The following is a 16,961-nucleotide window of genomic DNA, read 5'->3' as shown; positions in this document are numbered from 1 at the left end:
CGACGCCGGTGTGCGGGGCCGCGTGCCCCGCGCACCGGCGAGCCGGTCAGGACACGCCGATGTGGCGCCCGCTGAGGCCCTTCGGAGTGGTGGCGGGGCCGCCGCCGACCTGCTCGAAGGGGAGCGAGGTGGTCGGCGATGAGACGCGCTGGATGAGATAGGACGCGCCGGCTTCGGCGGGAACGGTGAGCGTCGAGCCGGTCTGGTCGGTCAGTACCGTGCGTCCGGAGCCGTCCACGACCTCCACGTTCTGCCCGGCCCAGGGGTTGCGTACGGTGACGTTCCCGTCGGCGCCGGCCTCGACGGCGACGGTGGTCAGCTGGCCGCCGCGGATCTGGACATGGGCCCTGCCCCGATGCTGGATGTACACGGTGCCGTCGGCGTCCCAGCCGCTGGGCCAACCCGGGGCGACGCGCAGGGTGCCGTCGTAGTCCTGGACCAGGCCCTCGCTGACGGCCGACGCGTCGACGCCCAGCTCCTCCAGGTACGGTGTGCCGGTTTTGGCGTCCCAGCTGGCCATGCCGTTGTCGAAGACCTGGTACTTCTGGATGTTGGCGATCATCGCGGTGCGCATCTCGTCGCCCAGGCCGAGCCGTGCCGCGTGCAACGCGTCGAAGCTCCAGTCGTTCTCGGTGACGTAGCTGCGATGGTCGTAGGTGCGCTTGGCCAGGTCCGACTGGTTGCCGCTGTCGCCGATCAGGTTGTACGGCCACACCGCTTCCAGGCCCAGGTTCTCCACGTTGTGCTTCTCGGCGGTGGGCTGGCCGGACAGGGCGATCATGTCGTTTCCGGCGGAGTCTGCGGACGGGCCCAGCACCTGCGTCTGGGTGGCGGTGTCGGTGCGCGGCAGCGGTCGTAGCTTGGGGATGGCCGCGTCGAGTTGGCCAACCAGGTCGGAGTCGACGCCGAGCGTCCGGGCCGCGCTGGCCGCGACCGGGAAGAGGGCCTGCATGGCGGCCACGTCCGTGGTGGGGTCGTCGACCGCCCACTGCGTCTCGTGCGCGTTGGAAGTGGTGTGCAGCAGCCCGTCCGAACCGGTCCTGGCGTGCGACAGCAGGAACTGTGCGGCGCCCTTGACCAACGGGTAGTTCTGCGCGAGGAAGGACGTGTCGTCGGTCATCAGGTAGGTCTGCCACACCCACAGGCCTATCTCGGCGCCGCTGGTGACGGTCTGCGAGTTGTACGACGGGGCGATCGTCGAATCGCAGGAGGCGTTGCCCTCGGCCCAGTCCGGTGTGTAGTACCCGTTGCCGTTGAACCGCATGGTCTCCGGCACGCACAACCCCTGGTGGTTCGGGTAGTGCTGGCCGGTCCAGGCGGCGATGTTGTCGAGGTTGCCGCGGTAGAGGTTGAACATGGGGGCGTTCAGGAAGGACACGCCGGCCGACAGGTCTGCCTGGATGTCCATACGCATGTTCCAGAACCAGTACCCGGCCGGATACCAGGGTTGGGAGTCCTGAGCGACGGCGAACAGGTTCGCCTCGCCGGCCTGGGTGGCCGGCAGGGAGCCGCGGTTGGACGCGGCGATGTCGTAGAGGTACAGGGTGCGCATGTTCTCGAAGTACTCGCCCGAGCCGTCACTGGACGTGATCTTGATCAGGCCCGCGCTGTCCCAGTAGTCGTGCCACCAGGCCACGTGGGAGGCGGCGAGGTCGTCGGCGGGGCGGGTCAGGTCGCTGCCGAACAGCTGGGTCGCCGTGCCGATGGCGTCGCCGCCGGTCCAGCCCGGGGAGACGGCGATGACGCGGAAGGAGCCGTCGCTGTCGGGGTGGAAGCTGACCTGGCCGGTGCGCGCGTCCGGCGTGCTGGCCTGGACGTCGCGGCCACCCGCGCTGATCCCCGCCAAGGTGCCGAACGTCCGGCCGGAGGCACCGGTCGTGCCGCTGTCCGTCCAGGTCTCCGACAGGGTCGCCACGGAACCGGACGCCTGCGCGCTCGGGTTGCGGCCGTTCCAGAGCCTGACCTGAGCGGTCTGCGTACTGTTCGGGTCGGCACCGGTGACGTCCACGACCAGCTGCGCGGTGTCGGCCCGCACATAGGCGGTCAGGGTCATTCCGCCGCCGGACTCGTGCAGGGTGCCGTCGTACAGGTCGAGGTGGCCCGTGAAGTCGGAGGCTCCGGTGAGCTTGCTCAGCCCGGGGATGACCACCCGACCGGGCGACTTGCGGTCCGGGAAGGTGTCGTTGCGGTTCAGCTGTGCGGTGAAGCCGTCCGCGGCCCACGCCGACGCGCCCAGCGTGCCGTTGCCGAGCGGGACGAACCCGCTGACGTCGGTGTTGGCATGCTTCAGGACGATGTCCGAGCGGCGCACGACGTTCGGCGTGTCCACCATGAAACGGCCGTTCTGCCAGGCCGTCGTGACGGTGGCGGCCGACGCCGAGGGGCCGGTGGCCGCCAGCGCACAAGCTGCCAGCAGCCCCACGGCGCTGCCTGTCAACACGGGCTTTCTCCAGTGGCGACGCATTCGCCGTACTCCTTCGGACATGCTGGCGCGGTGGATTGCGGGGCCCTTCCGCAAGTCGAACGGCCGGCCGACGCGGGGCTGGTGGGCGATCGGCGGAGCTCTGCTTGCCGCGAGTTCCGGAGCGGAGTCCTCCCCCATCGGTCCACGAGGGATCTCCCCCGTTGTCGGCCGGCCGTCATGAGGTCGGTACTAGCCGCCGAGTGCGCTCAGGACGGCGCTGTACGCGGCCTTCTTGTTGCCGTTGTTGTCGAACAGCAGCGGGCTGTCACCACTGCGCCAGGAGTCGCTGTCGCGAATGCCCCACACCGTGATGCCGGTGCAGCGCGAGACGTTCATGCACGCCCTGACGGTGTTGGAGTAGTTGGTGCTCGACGCCTGGGCGATGTCCAGCTCGGTGATCTGCACGTCCACGCCTAGGGCGGCGAAGTTGGACAGCGTGGTCTGGAAGTTGGACGGCGGGCCGCCGGTGCCGAAGTGGCTCTGGAAGCCGACGCAGTCGATCGGCACACCGCGGGACTTGAAGTCCTTGACCATGTTGTAGACGCCCTGCGTCTTGGCCGCGTTCCAGTCCTCGATGTTGTAGTCGTTGTAGCAGAGCTTCGCCGACGAGTCGACCGAGCGCGCGGTCTTGAAGGCCTCCTCGATGAAGCCGTTGCCCAGCACGTTCTGGAACACCGAGCTGCGGTGGTTGCTGCTGCCGTCGGCGAAGGCCTCGTTGACCACGTCCCAGGCGTAGATCTTGCCCTTGTAGTGGGACATCTCCTGGGTGATGTGGTTGTTCATCACGCTGCGCAGGGTGTTCGCGTCCGAGATGCTGCTCACCCAGCTCGGCAGCTGGGAGTGCCAGACGAGGGTGTGGCCGCGCATCCGCTGGCCGTGTGCCTGGGCGTGGCTGACGATCGAGTCCGCGGGGCCGAAGTTGAACGAGCCGCGGGAGGGCTCCGTGGTGTCCCACTTCATCTCGTTCTCCGGGGTGATCATGTTGAACTCCCGGTCGAGAATCCCGGAGTACGTCCCGTCACTGAGCTTGTAGTTGGCCACCGCCGTGCCGAAGTAACGGCCGGACTGCGCGGCCTGTGCGCCCAGCGTGCTGGCCGCGGAGCTGGACTGGGTGGCGGCGACGGTCAGCACGGCAGCGGTGAACAGCCCCGCAGCTAACGTCACGCGCCGACGAGTTCCGATCCGAATGTTCATTCCGCTCCTCTGGAAGTGCGGGTGTGTGGGGTAACGGCGGTCGACCGCCCGGCCGGACGGGCTGGGCGGACGCCGCCTTCTGGGGCCGAGGGCCCCGGGCCCCGCCGAGGTGCCTGTCCTTCGGTGGCCCTGCTGCGGGGAAGCGCTGCGGTCAGGGTGTGACCAGTTCGAACCGCTCGACCTTCACCGAGCCGCCGAGCGCCTGGGTGGCGTGGTTGAACATGGCGTAGCGGTAGCCCATGAAGAACGGCCAGTTGTTGCCCATGGTGAAGGTGGGGCCGAGGGTGGTGAAGGTGGTGCCGTCGGTGCTGTAGGAGAAGGTGGCGGGGCGGGGCGCACCCGGATGGACGTCGGCGTGGGCGCGCAGCCAGATGCGGTCGCCGGAGACGCCGGCGCTCGCTCTTTCCGTGCCGGTGCCGGTGGTGTTCCAGTTGCTGTCCATCGTCAGCCCGTCCACCATCACCACCCGGGTGGCGCCGTTGTCGCGTTTGATGCCGATCCAGGCGGAGGAGTCGCGCAGCAGGGCGAGTCCGGCCCGGTCACCGTCCCTCATGGCGGAGGGGTCGAGGGTGATGGTTGCGGTGGAGGTGGGTCCCTGGATGCGGTGGGTGAGGGTGTTGCGGGCCTGGTAGAGGTCGCCTGTGACGGTGGCGGTGTGCAGGGTCAGGCCGTTGTCCACCGTGTACTTGCTGGTGTCGGGGTTGTGGTTCCACTCCCACTGCGGCTTGAGGCTGGTGCCGTCGAAGGTGTCGACGCCGATGAGCGGGGTGACCGGGTGGGCGGGAAGGTTGGGGAAGGGGTAGGAGGCGCCCCAGGCTCCGTTGACCGTCTGGATGGTGGGCCAGCCGTCGGAGGACCAGGTGATCGGGGCCAGGGCCGGGACCCGGCCGCCGGGGTAGGAGTCGACGAAGGCCATGTAGTACCAGTCGCCGTTCTGCGTCTGCACCAGCCCGCCCTGGTGCGGTACCCCACCGCCGGAGATGGGTCCCGGCATGTCGAGCAGGACCTGGCGCATGGTGTACGGGCCGAAGGGCCCGCTGGTGGACTTCAGGATGTACTGGCCGTTGGCGGGCCGGGTCAGGAAGATGTAATAGCTACCGTTGATCTTGTAGAAGCGGGAGCCCTCCAGGGTGCCCACGCTGGAGGGCGTGGAGAACACCTGCTGCGCACGCACCTGGCTCTTCCCGTCCGCGGAAAGCTGGGCGACGCTGATGGTGGTGTTGCCGTAGGACACGTACATCGTGTCGTCGTCATCGATGAGCAGCCCGCAGTCGTAGTAGGCGTTGTTGATGGTCGTCAGCCTGCTCCACGGTCCCTCGACGGCCGGGGCGGTGTAGATGTACGACTTGCTGAACTCGATGCAGCCGATCCAGTAGAACGTCTTGTTGCTGGGCCGGTAGTTGAGGGAGGACGCCCACACGCCCTTGATGTAGGCCCGCCCGCCGTCGAGGTCGTACTTGGCGCCGAAGTCCAGGGTGGGCAGCGAGTGGCCGGCGAACTCCCAGTTGACCAGGTCGTAGGAGCGCAGGATCGGCGCACCGGGCGAGTAGTGCATCGTGGAAGCCGAGTAGTAGTACGTGTCACCGACACGGATGATGTCGACGTCCGCGAAGTCCTGCCAGACCACCGGGTTCGAGAACGACGCGGCAGCAGCGGAGGGTTGCTGCACGGGAGGGCGAGCGGCCGCCGCGGCGTCCGGAGCCGCCCCGACGGGGACAGCGGCCGCCGCCGCCAGGCCGGAAGCCTTCGCCAGGGTTTCCCGCCGGCTGTGGACGTGATCGAGCCAGGACATGCGAGGTCTCTCCTTTGCTGAGGGAATGCAGGTGTGTGGACAGCGGGCTGCCCTGCGCTCTGGCCTGGCGGAAGGCGGTTCGGACCCCACTCGCCCGCAGGCTCGGCTGAGCGCGGACTCCCACGTGGAGGAGGGGCACGGGTAACTCCATGGCTCGACCGGAGGCGTGCCACGGGTCCATCGCCTGTGCCGTCGATCTCCAGCACGGACGACACGCGTGGCTACGCCTTACCGGAACGGATGGTGTGGGGGCTGCCGTACGCCGTTCGGGTGAGCGATTCCGACCCTTCCGCCCTTAACGTTGTTCGAAATAACGAACGACAGTCGAATAGTCGGACAGCAAGCGATGATAGAGAGCGAGCGAAGGACGTCAATACCCCTCGCGGAGACCGGACTCAATCGCAACTAAGACCCCGATGTTTCGAACAGTTTCGCTCAACTATCACCGAAGAATCGGAACTTAAGGGCCTTCTGCCTTCGTGAACACAGATCCCTGCTCCAACTCGGCGCCCCGACCACTTGATCGGCACCGGCATCACACCGGTAGAAGTTCGGTTCGGCACCCGAATGTTTCGCCCCATGGTTTCGAGCCCCTCAGCCGTCTGGAGGCAGCCGGCCTTGGCACCCCCAGCCGGGCACCGCCGGCCGGCCGGCCGGTCGACCGGTTGGGGAGCTCCCGCTGCACCCGATCTCCCCGCACTGCCTGCTTCTCGCCCTGACGGCCGACCTGAAAAGATGGCGTCCGTCCGGCGCGGGCCGTCCGCGCGGTGGTGACGAGGTCGGCGGCCGGCACCGCCACCTTGCTGAGCCGACAGCACGGAGGCCCCATGCCCCTGCCGCCCAGTCCGGTCGCAGCCGCCGATCAAGCACCGGCCGAAGCCGTCGCCCCGCTGATACGTGGTACGACGGTGCTGCGGGCCCTCACCGACACCGACGGTGCACTGAGCCTGCCCGAACTGGAGCGGGCGACGGGCCTGGCCCGCGCCACCCTCGACCGGCTCACCGGGACCCTGGAGCGCATGGGCTATCTGCGCATGGACGGACGAACACCCGTCCTCGCCCCGCCGCTGATGGAACTCGGCAACGCCTACCTGGAGGGGCTGCGCCTGCCGGACCTGCTGGGCCCGTACGCCCGCGAACTCGCCGGCGAGCTGAACGAGTCGGTCTCGCTCGCGGTGGCCGACGGTGCCGGTGTCCGCTTCATCCACCAGACCACGCGGCGCCGCGCACTGTCCGTCAGCTTCCGCGTCGGTGACCTGCTGCCCGTCGAGCGCTGCGGTCCAGGACCCCTGGTCGCCGCCGGCTGGCACGAGGCGGACTGGGAGCGGTGGCGGCGGCGCCGGGCGGCCGATCCGGACGGCGTGGGCTTTCCCGCGTTGCCTCCGGGCGATGCCGCCCGCGTGCCGGCGGAGGCGGAGTTCATCGCCTGGGCACGGCAGGCGGGCGAGCAGGGCTGGGCGCTGGACGACCAGCTCATCGAGCCGGGCCTGGTCGCGCTCTCCCTGCCGGTGCACGCCCCGGACGGGACCCTGGCCTGCGTGGCGAGCCTGGTCAGCCACACCAGCCGGCACAGCGCCGAGGACCTGCGGGAGCGGCTGCTGCCCACCGTGCGCGAGACGGTCGCCGCGATGGAACGGCGACTGCGGGAGGCCCCGCATCCGGAGCCGGCGCCGCCCGGCGCCCACCGGGCCTCATGGATCTCGGCTTCGAAGCAGGAACTCGGCCAGGGGTTCGTCGGCTCGCTCGCCCGCGGGCTCGGTGTGCTCACCGCGTTCGGACCGGGCCGCGAGTCACTGCCCCTCACCGCCGTCGCCCAGGCGACCGGCCAGGCCAGGGCCACCGCACGCCGGGCCCTGATCACCCTCACCCACCTGGGATACGTCACGTCCGAGGCGGGAACCTTCCGTCTCACCCCCCGCGTGTTGGCGCTCGGCTACGCGCCGCTGTCCGACCTCCGCCTGCCGCAGATCGCCCAGCCCCATCTGACGACGCTCACCGAGCGGGTGCACGACTCGACGTCGCTGGCGGTGCTCGACGGGGACGAGGTGCGCTACACCGCGCGGGTCGCGGCCCGGCGGATCATGAGCGTGGACGTCACCGTCGGAACCCGTCTTCCGGCTCATGCCACCTCGACGGGCCGGGTGCTGCTCGGTGCCCTCCCTGCCGCCGACCGGGCCAGGCACCTGGCACGGGCCCACCTGACCTCCCTCACCCCGCACACCGTGACGGGTCGTGAGGAGCTGGCCGCCGTTCTGGACCAGGTGGCCGCCAGCGGATACGCGCTGGTCGATCAGGAGCTCGAGGAAGGCCTCCGTTCCATCGCCGTACCGGTCCACGACCGCACCGGCCGCGCGGTCGCTGCCGTCAACGTCGCCCTGCACAGCGGTCGCCGCACCACCCGGGAGATCGTGGCGGACGTGCTCCCCGAACTGCGGGCGACGGCCGACGCCATCACCGCCGACCTCCGCGTCGCCGGCCGTTTCTCGCATGTCCAGGAAGCCTGAGGACACCCACGTCGTTCGCGATACGAATCGTATGTCGTCATTCCCGACGGGCCTCCACGCCTCCACCACCGCGGGGCCTCGCCAACAAGACGGCCCGAAAGGTACGAAACCCGAGAGGCGTCCAGCCATCCCAACACCGCCCGCTCAACGGGCTTCGCCCCGGCGCCCAAAGGCTGTGCATCCGCCCGATCAGGCCGTTCAATCGGCTTGACCTGCGATGTTCAGCGGCAGAACCTTGCGAAACGTTTCGCCGCAGGGGGCGAATTTTGCGATAGGTATTGACGCTGTTCACCGGTCCCCTATCATCCAGCATGCTCGACACTTCGACCCTTGTTCGATATGACGAACCTTTCACGAGCGCGCCACTCATCAGCCCTCCCGTGCCTCGGCCGGCGCCGAGCCTCGGTCCTGACCGCCAGGAACCGCACCTCACCGACCGTCCGGAGAGCCTCTGACGGGGCCAACCGGAACCGTTTACCCAAGAATCAAGAGGTTCCCATGCTCAGAGGAAAGCTCAGCCGCACCCGTCTGTCCGTGACGCTCGCCGCCGGGGCCGCGGCCCTGGTCTCCTTGGCGGCGACGCTCGTCGCCAACCCGGCTCAGGCGGTCACCACCACCCCGTCGGCGGCCGCAGCGTGTTCCCTTCCGTCGACGTACCGGTGGTCGTCGACGGGTGTGCTGGCCCAACCGGCCAACGGGTGGGTCGCGCTGAAGGACTTCACCAACGTGGTCTACAACGGCAAGCACCTGGTCTACGGGACGAACTACGGGTCGAACTGGGGCTCGATGGCGTTCGGTTCCTTCACGAACTGGTCGGACATGGGCTCGGCCAGCCAGACCGGGATGAGCCAGTCCGCGGTGGCGCCCACGCTGTTCTACTTCGCCCCCAAGAACATCTGGGTGCTGGCCTACCAGTGGGGCGCGTCGCCCTTCATGTACCGCACGTCGAGCGACCCCACCAACCCCAACGGCTGGTCCTCGCCGCAGTCACTGTTCACCGGCAGCATCTCCGGCTCCGGCACCGGCCCGATCGACCAGACCCTGATCGCCGACGGCTCGAACATGTACCTGTTCTTCGCCGGTGACAACGGCAAGATCTACCGGGCGAGCATGCCGATCGGGAACTTCCCCGGCAACTTCGGCTCGTCGTACACGCAGGTCATGAGCGACTCGACGAACAACCTCTTCGAGGCACCGCAGGTCTACAAGGTCCAGGACCAGAACCAGTACCTCATGATCGTCGAGGCGATCGGCTCGAACGGGCGCTACTTCCGCTCGTTCACGTCCTCCAGCCTCAGCGGTTCATGGACCCCGCAGGCCGCCAGCGAGAGCAACCCCTTCGCCGGCAAGGCCAACAGCGGCGCCAGCTGGACCAACGACATCAGCCACGGCGACCTGGTCCGCAACAACCCCGACCAGACCATGACCATCGACCCCTGCAACCTGCAATTCCTCTACCAGGGCAAGTCCCCCAGCGCGGGCGGCGACTACAACAAACTGCCCTGGCGGCCGGGTGTCCTCACCCTCCAGCACTGACCTGTCCATCTGCTGACCGGCACTCACCGCCTCGAGGAACCCCAGCCGTGTGCCGGCTGGGGTTCCTCTCCGCTGCGTACTTTCCCCGTGGGTACGGTGCACGAGGTCCGGGCGGGCGACGGCCCGGACCGTGCCAGGAAGGTTTGGCGTGTTCTGCACCTGGGAGACCGCACCTGACGCATACGCATGTCACGCTTGCTCGGCGTCATGCGGCGGCCGGTCTCCCCACCGTCCTGACGGCGCCCTCGTCACCGCGGGCGGAAGCCCTCACACCACGGGAAAGGCAGAACGGCATGCGGAGAAACCTGTTGCGAGTGGGGCTGGTCACGGCCGCCGTGCTCGGTGTGTCCGCCGGGACAGGACCGGCCTTCGCCACCCCGGCCGGACCGGGCGTCACGGGCACGACCATCTCCCAGACCACCATCGACGGGACGGACTACGTCCTGCGGACGCTCACCGTGCCACCGGGCCAGAGCACCGGCTGGCACTTCCACGACGGCACCGTCTACGGCTACGTCCAGCAGGGCACGCTCAGCCACTTCGACTCCACCTGCCGGTCCAACGGTGTGTACCCGACGGGCACCACGATCACGGAACCGCCGGACGAGGTACACATCGGGCGCAACCTCGGGACCACACCGCTGGTCCTGGATGTGCTGTACGTCCTGCCGCAGGGCGCTCCCACGTCCGAGGACGCGCCCAACCCCGGCTGCGACTTCGAGTAGACCGCTCAGCCCGTACGAACCCGACGGGGCGTGTCAGTCGGCGAAGATCTGGGAATCGTCGGCGAACGCCTTGAACTCCAGGGCGTTGCCGGCCGGGTCGAGGAGGAACATCGTCCATTGCTCGCCCGGCCGGCCGGCGAAGCGCACGTGGGGTTCGATGACGAAGGTCGTGCCTGCGGCACGGAGCCGTTCGGCCAATGCCTGGAACTGGGGCGGGCTCAGGATGAGGCCGAAATGCGGCACGGGGACGTCGTGACCGTCCACCTGGTTGTGTGCTCGCTCCGGGCCGGCGGGGGCGAGGTGGGTGACGAACTGGTGGCCGTGGAGGTTCCAGTCCACCCAGGTGTCAGCGCTGCGGCCCTGCTCCAGGCCGAGTACCCCGCCGTAGAACTGCCGTGCGGCGGCCAGGTCGTCGACCGGCATCGCCAGGTGGAACCGCGGCATGGGTGTGTGGGGAACGCTCATGTGGTGTGCTGTCCTTCCTCGGCGGTGCCCGTCTGCTGAACTGCCCTGCCCGATCCTGGTCCGGCAAAACGGTGCGGTGCTCCGATCGAGCCGACGCGGCCCGCTCAGAGCACCCGCCGCTGCCGGCCCAACCACGTCTGGGCGACCACGACCAGCACCAGGAACGCCCCGCTGACCACCTGCTGGTAGGCCGAGTCCAGGGAGCCGATCTGGTTGATGACGTTCTGGATCACCTTCAGCAGCAGCACACCGACCAGCGCACCGCTCACATAGCCGAGTCCGCCGGTGAGCAGCGTGCCGCCGATCACCACGGCGGCGATGGCGTCGAGTTCCATGCCGTACCCGAGGATCGTCACACCGGAGGCCAGGTAGGCGGCGTTGAGCGCTCCGGCGAGGCCCGCCAGCAGCCCCGAGAGCGTGTAGACGAGCGTCTTCGTGCGGGCCACCGGGACGCCCATCAGCGCCGCTGCGCCCTCGTTGCCCCCGACGGCGTAGACGTGCTGGCCGAACCGGCTGCGGCGCAGCACGACGGCACCCGCCACGAACAGCACCACGGTGATCCAGACCGGCACCCCGATCCCGGCGAGGCCGCCCTGCCCGAGCCGGGCGAAGAAGGCGTCCTTGTCGACGAGGAAGGTGGTGGCGCCCTGGTCCGTGACGCCCAGCATGATCCCGCGGGCGGCGAGCATGGCAGCGAGGGTGACGATGAACGGCGCGAGCCGGGTCCTGGCGATGAGCAGGCCGTTGACCAGACCCATCAGCCCGCAGACCGCCAGCGGAAGCAGCACGGCGACCGCCGTCCCGTACCGCGAGCCCCAGGCCGCGAGCACACCGCCGAGCACGAAGACGGACCCGACGGACAGGTCGATGCCGCCGGTGACGATGACGAAGGTCATGCCGAGGGCCACCACGGCGAGGAACGAGGAGGACATCGCGATGTTCTCCACGTTGTCCGCCGTGGCGAACGAGCCGAAGGAGAACGAGGCCACGACGGTGAGGGCCACCAGCGCCACCAGGGCGCCGTGCTGCTGGGCGAGCGCGCTCAGGCGTTCGCGTGAGGCGGCCGCGGAGTCCCGCTCGCCGCCGTCCGCCGCGGTGGCGGCCTGGCGCTGACCGGCAGTGTTCTCAGCGGTCTTCGGGACGGTCACCGCTTGCCCCTCTCCCGTGCCGCGTACACCGCGAGCACGATCACCACGGCCTGGGCGATCTGCGTCCACGACGACGCCAGATCGTGCTTGATGAGGGTGGCCGTGAGCAGCTGGATCAGCACGGCGCCGGCCACGGTGCCGCCGACCCGGACCCGGCCGCCGGTCAACGGTGTGCCGCCGACGACCACCGCCGTGATCGCGGACAGCTCCATCAGGTTCCCGAGCGAGCTGGGGTCGCTGGCCTGGAGCCGGGCCGTGGAGAGGAAACCGGCCGTGGCGGCGAGCAGCCCGGAGCAGACATAGACGACGATCAGCACCCGTCGCACCGGAAGCCCCGCAAGCTGCGCGGCCGGGCGGCTGTCGCCGATCGCGAGGAGCTGCCGTCCGAACGTGGTGCGGCGCATCATGAAGCCCATCAGGACCGCCAGCGCGGCGGCGATGAGGGCCAGATACGGGATGCCGGCCAGCTCACCGGAGCCGAGCTCCCCCATCCCGCCGTCCCGGACGTCCTTGAGCTGCGGCAGCATCACGAGGGCGATACCGCGCCCGCCGACCATCAACGCCAGCGTGGCCACGATGGGCTGCACACCGACGACGGCGATGAGCAGGCCGTTGACCAGGCCCACCACGGCGCCGCCGAGCAGGGCGACGAGCAGCGCCAGCCAGGGGCCGTAGCCGAGGTAGAGCGAGATCAGCGAGGTGGCCAGCGCCATCACGGCGCCCACGGACAGGTCGATGCCCTCGGAACCGATGGCAAGCGCCATGCCGAGGGCGACGATCAGGACCGGGGCGACCTGGACGGCCTGGGTGCGGAAATTCTCGACGGAGAAGAAGTGGTCGGTGAAGAGGAGGTTGAACAGCAGCAGGACGGCGACGCCCGCGTAGACCCCGAAGTCCTGGAGCCGGCGGGCCAGGGTGGCCCGGTCGGCGAACGCCGTCTTGCGCAGCGCGAGATCAGCCATGGACCGCGGCCTCCTCGGCTATCGCCCGCAGCAGCCCGTCCTCGGTGACGTCGTCGCCGACCAGTTCCCTGACGACCGCACCGTCCCTGAGCACCACCAGCCGGTCCGACCCTTCGATCAGCTCCTCCACGTCGGAGGAGATCAGCAGCACGCCGAGGCCGTCCTCGGCGAGTTCGTCGATGAGTTTCTGGACCTCGGCCTTGGCGCCGACGTCGATGCCGCGGGTGGGCTCGTCCAGGAGCAGCACCTTGGGGTGTACCGCGAGCCAGCGGGCCAGCAGCACCTTCTGCTGGTTGCCTCCGGACAGCTCGTCGACCCTCTGGTGGGGGCTCGCGGCCTTGATGCGCAGCCGTGTCATGAAGGTCTCCACGACGGCGTCGATACGGGCCTCCGAGACCAGGCCGAGGCGGGACATCCGCGGCAGCGCGGCCAGCGCGATGTTCTCCCGCACGGACAGGCCCGGCACGATCCCCTCGGACTTGCGGTCCTCCGGCAGCAGGCTGATGCCGGCCCGGATCGCGGCCCCGGTCGACCCGGTGCGCACCGGCACGCCGGCGACCGTGACCTTGCCGGCGCCCAGCGCCAGCGCACCGGCGATGGCCTTCGCCGTCTCGGTGCGCCCCGAACCGAGCAGCCCGCCGAGGCCGACGACCTCGCCGGGGCGGATGCGCAGCGAGACGTCGTGCAGCTGATGGCGGCGGGTCAGGCCCTCGGCGTGCAGTACCGGCTCGGTGCCGGTGTCGTGCGCGCCGCTGAACTTCGTCAGCCCCTCGGCGCGTACCTCGCGCAGGTCGCGCCCGAGCATCAGGGACACGAGCCGGAGCCGGTCGGTCCCGGCGAGCGGTCCGGTGTGCACCACACGGCCGTCGCGCAGCACGGTGACCGTGTCGCAGACGGCGTACAGCTCGTCCATGCGATGGCTGACGTAGACCACGGCGATGCCGTCGCCGCGCAGCCGCCGGATGACGCCGAAGAGGGTCTCCACCTCGCGCGGTTCGAGGGAGGAGGTGGGTTCGTCCATGATGACGACGCGGGCGTCGACGCCGGCCGCACGGGCGAGTGCGACCATCTGCTGGGCGCCCACACCGAGGGTCCGCAGCGGCTTGCGGACGTCGACGTCCACACCGTAGTCGAGCAGGATGCGGGCCGCCTCACGGTGCATGCGGGCGAAGTCGATCAGGCCGAGGCGGGTGCGCGGTTCCCGGCCGAGGAAGAGGTTGCGGGCCACACTCATCAGAGGGATGAGGTTGACCTCCTGGTAGATGGTGGAGATGCCCGCGTGCTGGGCGGCGAGCGGGGTGCTGAAGGCGACCGGTTCGCCCTGCTGGAGCAGGGTCCCCTCGTCGGGCCGGTAGACACCGGTGAGGACCTTGATCAGGGTGGACTTGCCGGCCCCGTTCTCGCCGACGAGCGCGTGCACCTGGCCGGCGCGGAGGGTGAAGTCCACCCCGTCCAGGGCGAGCACGCCGGGGAAACGCTTGGTCAGGCCGCGCACGGCAAGGACGTCAGCAGGCGCGCCGGGCACGCCTGATGCCTCGGGTGCGCCGGTTGCGCCGGGTGGCACGGATGCGGTCACCGCTGCTCTCCTGGATTGCGTGGACGGGGGCGCAGGGGGGATACGCCCCCCGGCAGGGGGTGGGCTCCCTTGGCCGCGGGTCAGAACGCCTTGCCGATGTCCGCCTTGGCGTTGGAGCCGTCGTACTCCCCGTCCTTGATGACGATGTCTTCGCCGACGGCCTTGCCCTGGGTGAAGGAGTCGAGGGTGCTGAAGGCCAGCGGACCGAAGCGCGGGTTGGACTCGATGACGCCCGAGATCCAGCCGTCCACGATGGCCTGCACGCCGTTGCGGGTCCCGTCCACCGTGACGATCTTGATGTCGCCCGGCTTCTTGCCGGCGCTCTTGAGCGCGTTCACGGCGCCGAGGCCCATCTCGTCGTTCTCCGCGTAGATGCCCTTGATGCCGGGCTTGGACTGGATGAGCTGCTCGGTGACCGACTGGCCCTTCTCCCGGGTGAACTCGGCGGTCTGCTGGAAGACCACCTTCAGACCGGGGGCCTTGGCCTTGATCCGGTCCGCAAAGCCCTTGGTCCGCTCGGTGGTCACGTTGTTGCCCGCGGTACCCAGCAGGATGGCGATCTCGCCCTTGCCGCCGGTCGCCTTGATCATCTGGTCCGCTGCACGCTCGCCCTGCTTGGTGAAGTCGGAGCCGATGAAGCTCACGTAGTCCTTGCAGGGCTCGGCCGTGATCTGCCGGTCGATCGTGATGATGGGAATCTTCCTGGCACTCGCCGACTTGAGCACGGGCTCCCAGCCGTCGGAGTTCAGCGGGGCGATCACCAGCAGGTCGGCGCCCTTGGCGATGAGGTCCTGCACATCGCTGATCTGCTTGGAGAACTGGGACTGCGCGTTGACGGCGAGCAGTTTCACACCACGCTTCTTCGCCTCCTGCTTGATCGAGGCGGTCTCGGCGATACGGAACGGATTGGCTTCCTTCTCCGACTGCGAGAAGCCGACGGTGGCGGACTTGAGGTCGATCTTCTTCGCCCCGTAGTCGCCGATGGCGCACGTCTTGCCGCCGCTGCCCTGGGCCACCTGCTGGTCACCGCCGGAGCCGGCCGCCTTGCCGGTGTCGTCCCCCGACTCCGACTTGGTGCAGCCGGCGGTCAGAGCAAGGCTCGCGGCCAGGCCGACGGCAAGGAGAACACTGGTCGTGACGGTGCTGCGAGCATGCGGCTTCATGGGGACACCCCTGTTCCGGACAGCGTGAGAAGCACTCCGGGAAGCGTGGGCCGGGTGCCGGTGGATCATCCGGAAGGTTTTTACATCGTTGAAAGGGCGGTGTAAATACCTCCGGCAACAGCTGGTACGGACCTTACGTCCGGGCCCCGCACGTCACATGACGCCGCGTCAGCCGGATCGGCGACCCAGCGTGCTCTCCCGTTCCATCAACCGGAAACCCGGCTGGAGCTCACGCGAGGGAAGCGGCGCCGCGTCGGACTGCGCACTCTTCAGCCGCCCCACCACCGACTCGACCGCCAACCGGGCGATGGCCTGCTTGTCCGGGGCGATGGTGGTGAGCGTGACGGCGCCGTAACGGGCCTCGGTGATGTCGTCGAAGCCGACCACCGCGATGTCCTCGGGCACCCGCAGTCCGCGTTCGAAGAGCACCCGCATCGCGCCGATGGCGATCAGGTCGTTGTACGCGAACACCGCGTCCGGCAACTGTCCCAGGTCCAGCAGCCGCGCCATGCCGGCGGAACCGTCCTCGTGATCCCAACCGTCGGTGTGGGCCACCAACGCCTCGTCGACCGGCACGCCCCAGGCGGCGAGCTCCGCCTGCCAGCCCAGCAGCCGCAGGTGGGCAGGCTGGTGGGTGCGGTTCTGGCGCGCCCCGAGGAACGCGATGCGGCGTCGGCCGAGGCTCAGCAGATGGCGCACGGCGGCGCGCGCGGCCGCTATGTTGTCGATGGCGATGTGGTCGAAGGGCAGGTCGTAGCGACGCTCGCCGAGCAGCACCAGCGGGGCGCCGTCGGTGCGGGCCGCAAGGTCCTCGGGTTCGAGTTCCAGGGGGCTGAGGATCAACCCGTCCATGACCCGCGCGGTGAAGCCCCGGCAGACCTGGATCTCCTGCTCGCGCCTGCCTTGGGTGTGGTCGAGCAGAACGGTGTACTCGTGCCGGGCCGCCGCGTCGATCACCGCTCCCGCCAGTTCGGCGAAGTACGGGTTGCCCAGCTCGGGGATGGCCAGCGCGATGAGTCCGGTGCGGCCCTTCCGGAGGTGACGGGCGGTCAGGTTCGGACGGTAGCCCAGTTCGTCGAGGGCCTGCTGGACCCGGGCCCGGGTGGCCGGGGTGACGTGCGGGAAGGCATTGACCACGTTCGAGACGGTCTTGACGGAGACGCCCGCACGCTCTGCGACGTCCTTAAGACTCACCGTCATCTGCCGGCCTCCCGAGCCTGCCGTGTCGTGCATCTGGACGGAGCACGGGGGGCGTGTCTGTCATGCGAACGACCCTTCCTTCCAACGTTATACAAGAGGGGGTCGCCAACGGCAGAGCCCGTCCCTGCTTCTGTCGCCACCGGGGGCGCCGGCGGCAAGGACGGACGGCATGCGCGATGCCGGGCGTGATCTCACCGTGCAGCGGCCATGGGCAGGGGAGTCCTTCGTCAAG

At 69.3% G+C, this 16,961-nt stretch carries 10 protein-coding genes and 2 pseudogenes; 3 read left to right on the top strand and 9 right to left on the bottom strand.

Annotated elements, in window-relative coordinates; translation table 11 throughout:
* Nucleotides 1-46: 46 nt before the first annotated feature.
* The 3 genes and pseudogenes from NQO67_RS01745 to NQO67_RS01735 all read right to left on the bottom strand — a co-directional run bounded on the left by NQO67_RS01745 (nt 47) and on the right by NQO67_RS01735 (nt 5,450).
* Nucleotides 47-2,440, bottom strand: a complete 2,394-nt coding sequence (locus NQO67_RS01745; protein WP_255945597.1) for a glycosyl hydrolase family 95 catalytic domain-containing protein — start codon at nt 2,438-2,440, stop codon at nt 47-49.
* Nucleotides 2,441-2,656: 216 nt separating this feature from the next.
* Nucleotides 2,657-3,658, bottom strand: a pseudogene (locus NQO67_RS01740) (glycoside hydrolase family 10 protein); the annotation flags it as partial.
* A 151-nt stretch (nt 3,659-3,809) separates the two neighbouring features.
* Nucleotides 3,810-5,450, bottom strand: a complete 1,641-nt coding sequence (locus NQO67_RS01735; protein WP_255945595.1) for a glycoside hydrolase family 43 protein — start codon at nt 5,448-5,450, stop codon at nt 3,810-3,812.
* Between the two features lie 827 nt (nt 5,451-6,277).
* Here NQO67_RS01735 and NQO67_RS01730 point away from each other — a divergent pair.
* From NQO67_RS01730 to NQO67_RS01720, 3 genes and pseudogenes are all read left to right on the top strand, one after another.
* Nucleotides 6,278-7,954 carry an IclR family transcriptional regulator domain-containing protein gene (locus NQO67_RS01730; protein WP_255945593.1) on the top strand — a complete coding sequence of 559 codons (1,677 nt, stop codon included), beginning with the start codon at nt 6,278-6,280 and terminating at the stop codon, nt 7,952-7,954.
* Between the two features lie 636 nt (nt 7,955-8,590).
* Nucleotides 8,591-9,490 (top strand): annotated as a pseudogene (locus tag NQO67_RS01725) (non-reducing end alpha-L-arabinofuranosidase family hydrolase); the annotation flags it as partial.
* 293 nt (nt 9,491-9,783) lie between these two features.
* Complete coding sequence (locus tag NQO67_RS01720; RefSeq protein ID WP_255945591.1) at nt 9,784-10,215, top strand: cupin domain-containing protein; 432 nt, start codon at nt 9,784-9,786, stop codon at nt 10,213-10,215.
* Between the two features lie 33 nt (nt 10,216-10,248).
* On the opposite strand, the gene NQO67_RS01715 is transcribed toward NQO67_RS01720, so the two are convergent.
* The 6 genes from NQO67_RS01715 to NQO67_RS01690 all read right to left on the bottom strand — a co-directional run bounded on the left by NQO67_RS01715 (nt 10,249) and on the right by NQO67_RS01690 (nt 16,729).
* Entirely contained in the window at nt 10,249-10,680 is a 432-nt protein-coding gene (locus NQO67_RS01715) for a VOC family protein (protein ID WP_255945589.1), read from the bottom strand.
* A gap of 104 nt (nt 10,681-10,784) precedes the next feature.
* Nucleotides 10,785-11,828: an ABC transporter permease gene (locus NQO67_RS01710; protein WP_255945587.1), complete on the bottom strand. Its 1,044-nt coding sequence runs from the start codon at nt 11,826-11,828 to the stop codon at nt 10,785-10,787.
* Complete coding sequence (locus NQO67_RS01705; protein ID WP_255945580.1) at nt 11,825-12,790, bottom strand: ABC transporter permease; 966 nt, start codon at nt 12,788-12,790, stop codon at nt 11,825-11,827. The genes NQO67_RS01710 and NQO67_RS01705 overlap by 4 nt, the downstream gene beginning before the upstream one ends.
* Nucleotides 12,783-14,315 carry a sugar ABC transporter ATP-binding protein gene (locus NQO67_RS01700; RefSeq protein WP_255946692.1) on the bottom strand — a complete coding sequence of 511 codons (1,533 nt, stop codon included), beginning with the start codon at nt 14,313-14,315 and terminating at the stop codon, nt 12,783-12,785. The genes NQO67_RS01705 and NQO67_RS01700 overlap by 8 nt, the downstream gene beginning before the upstream one ends.
* A gap of 131 nt (nt 14,316-14,446) precedes the next feature.
* A complete protein-coding gene (locus NQO67_RS01695) occupies nt 14,447-15,529 on the bottom strand; it encodes an ABC transporter substrate-binding protein (protein WP_255945578.1) in 1,083 nt (360 codons plus the stop codon).
* A 168-nt stretch (nt 15,530-15,697) separates the two neighbouring features.
* The gene (locus tag NQO67_RS01690) at nt 15,698-16,729 is read right to left on the bottom strand and encodes a LacI family DNA-binding transcriptional regulator (RefSeq protein ID WP_255945576.1); all 1,032 of its coding nucleotides are present in this window, start codon (nt 16,727-16,729) and stop codon (nt 15,698-15,700) included.
* Nucleotides 16,730-16,961 lie beyond the last annotated feature (232 nt).

Source organism: Streptomyces odontomachi (genome assembly GCF_024435355.1).
In the GTDB taxonomy this organism is placed as follows: Bacteria; Actinomycetota; Actinomycetes; order Streptomycetales; family Streptomycetaceae; genus Streptomyces; species Streptomyces odontomachi.
The sequence above is the reverse complement of the archived record's forward strand: the minus strand, read 5'-3'. Positions and strand labels throughout refer to the sequence as shown.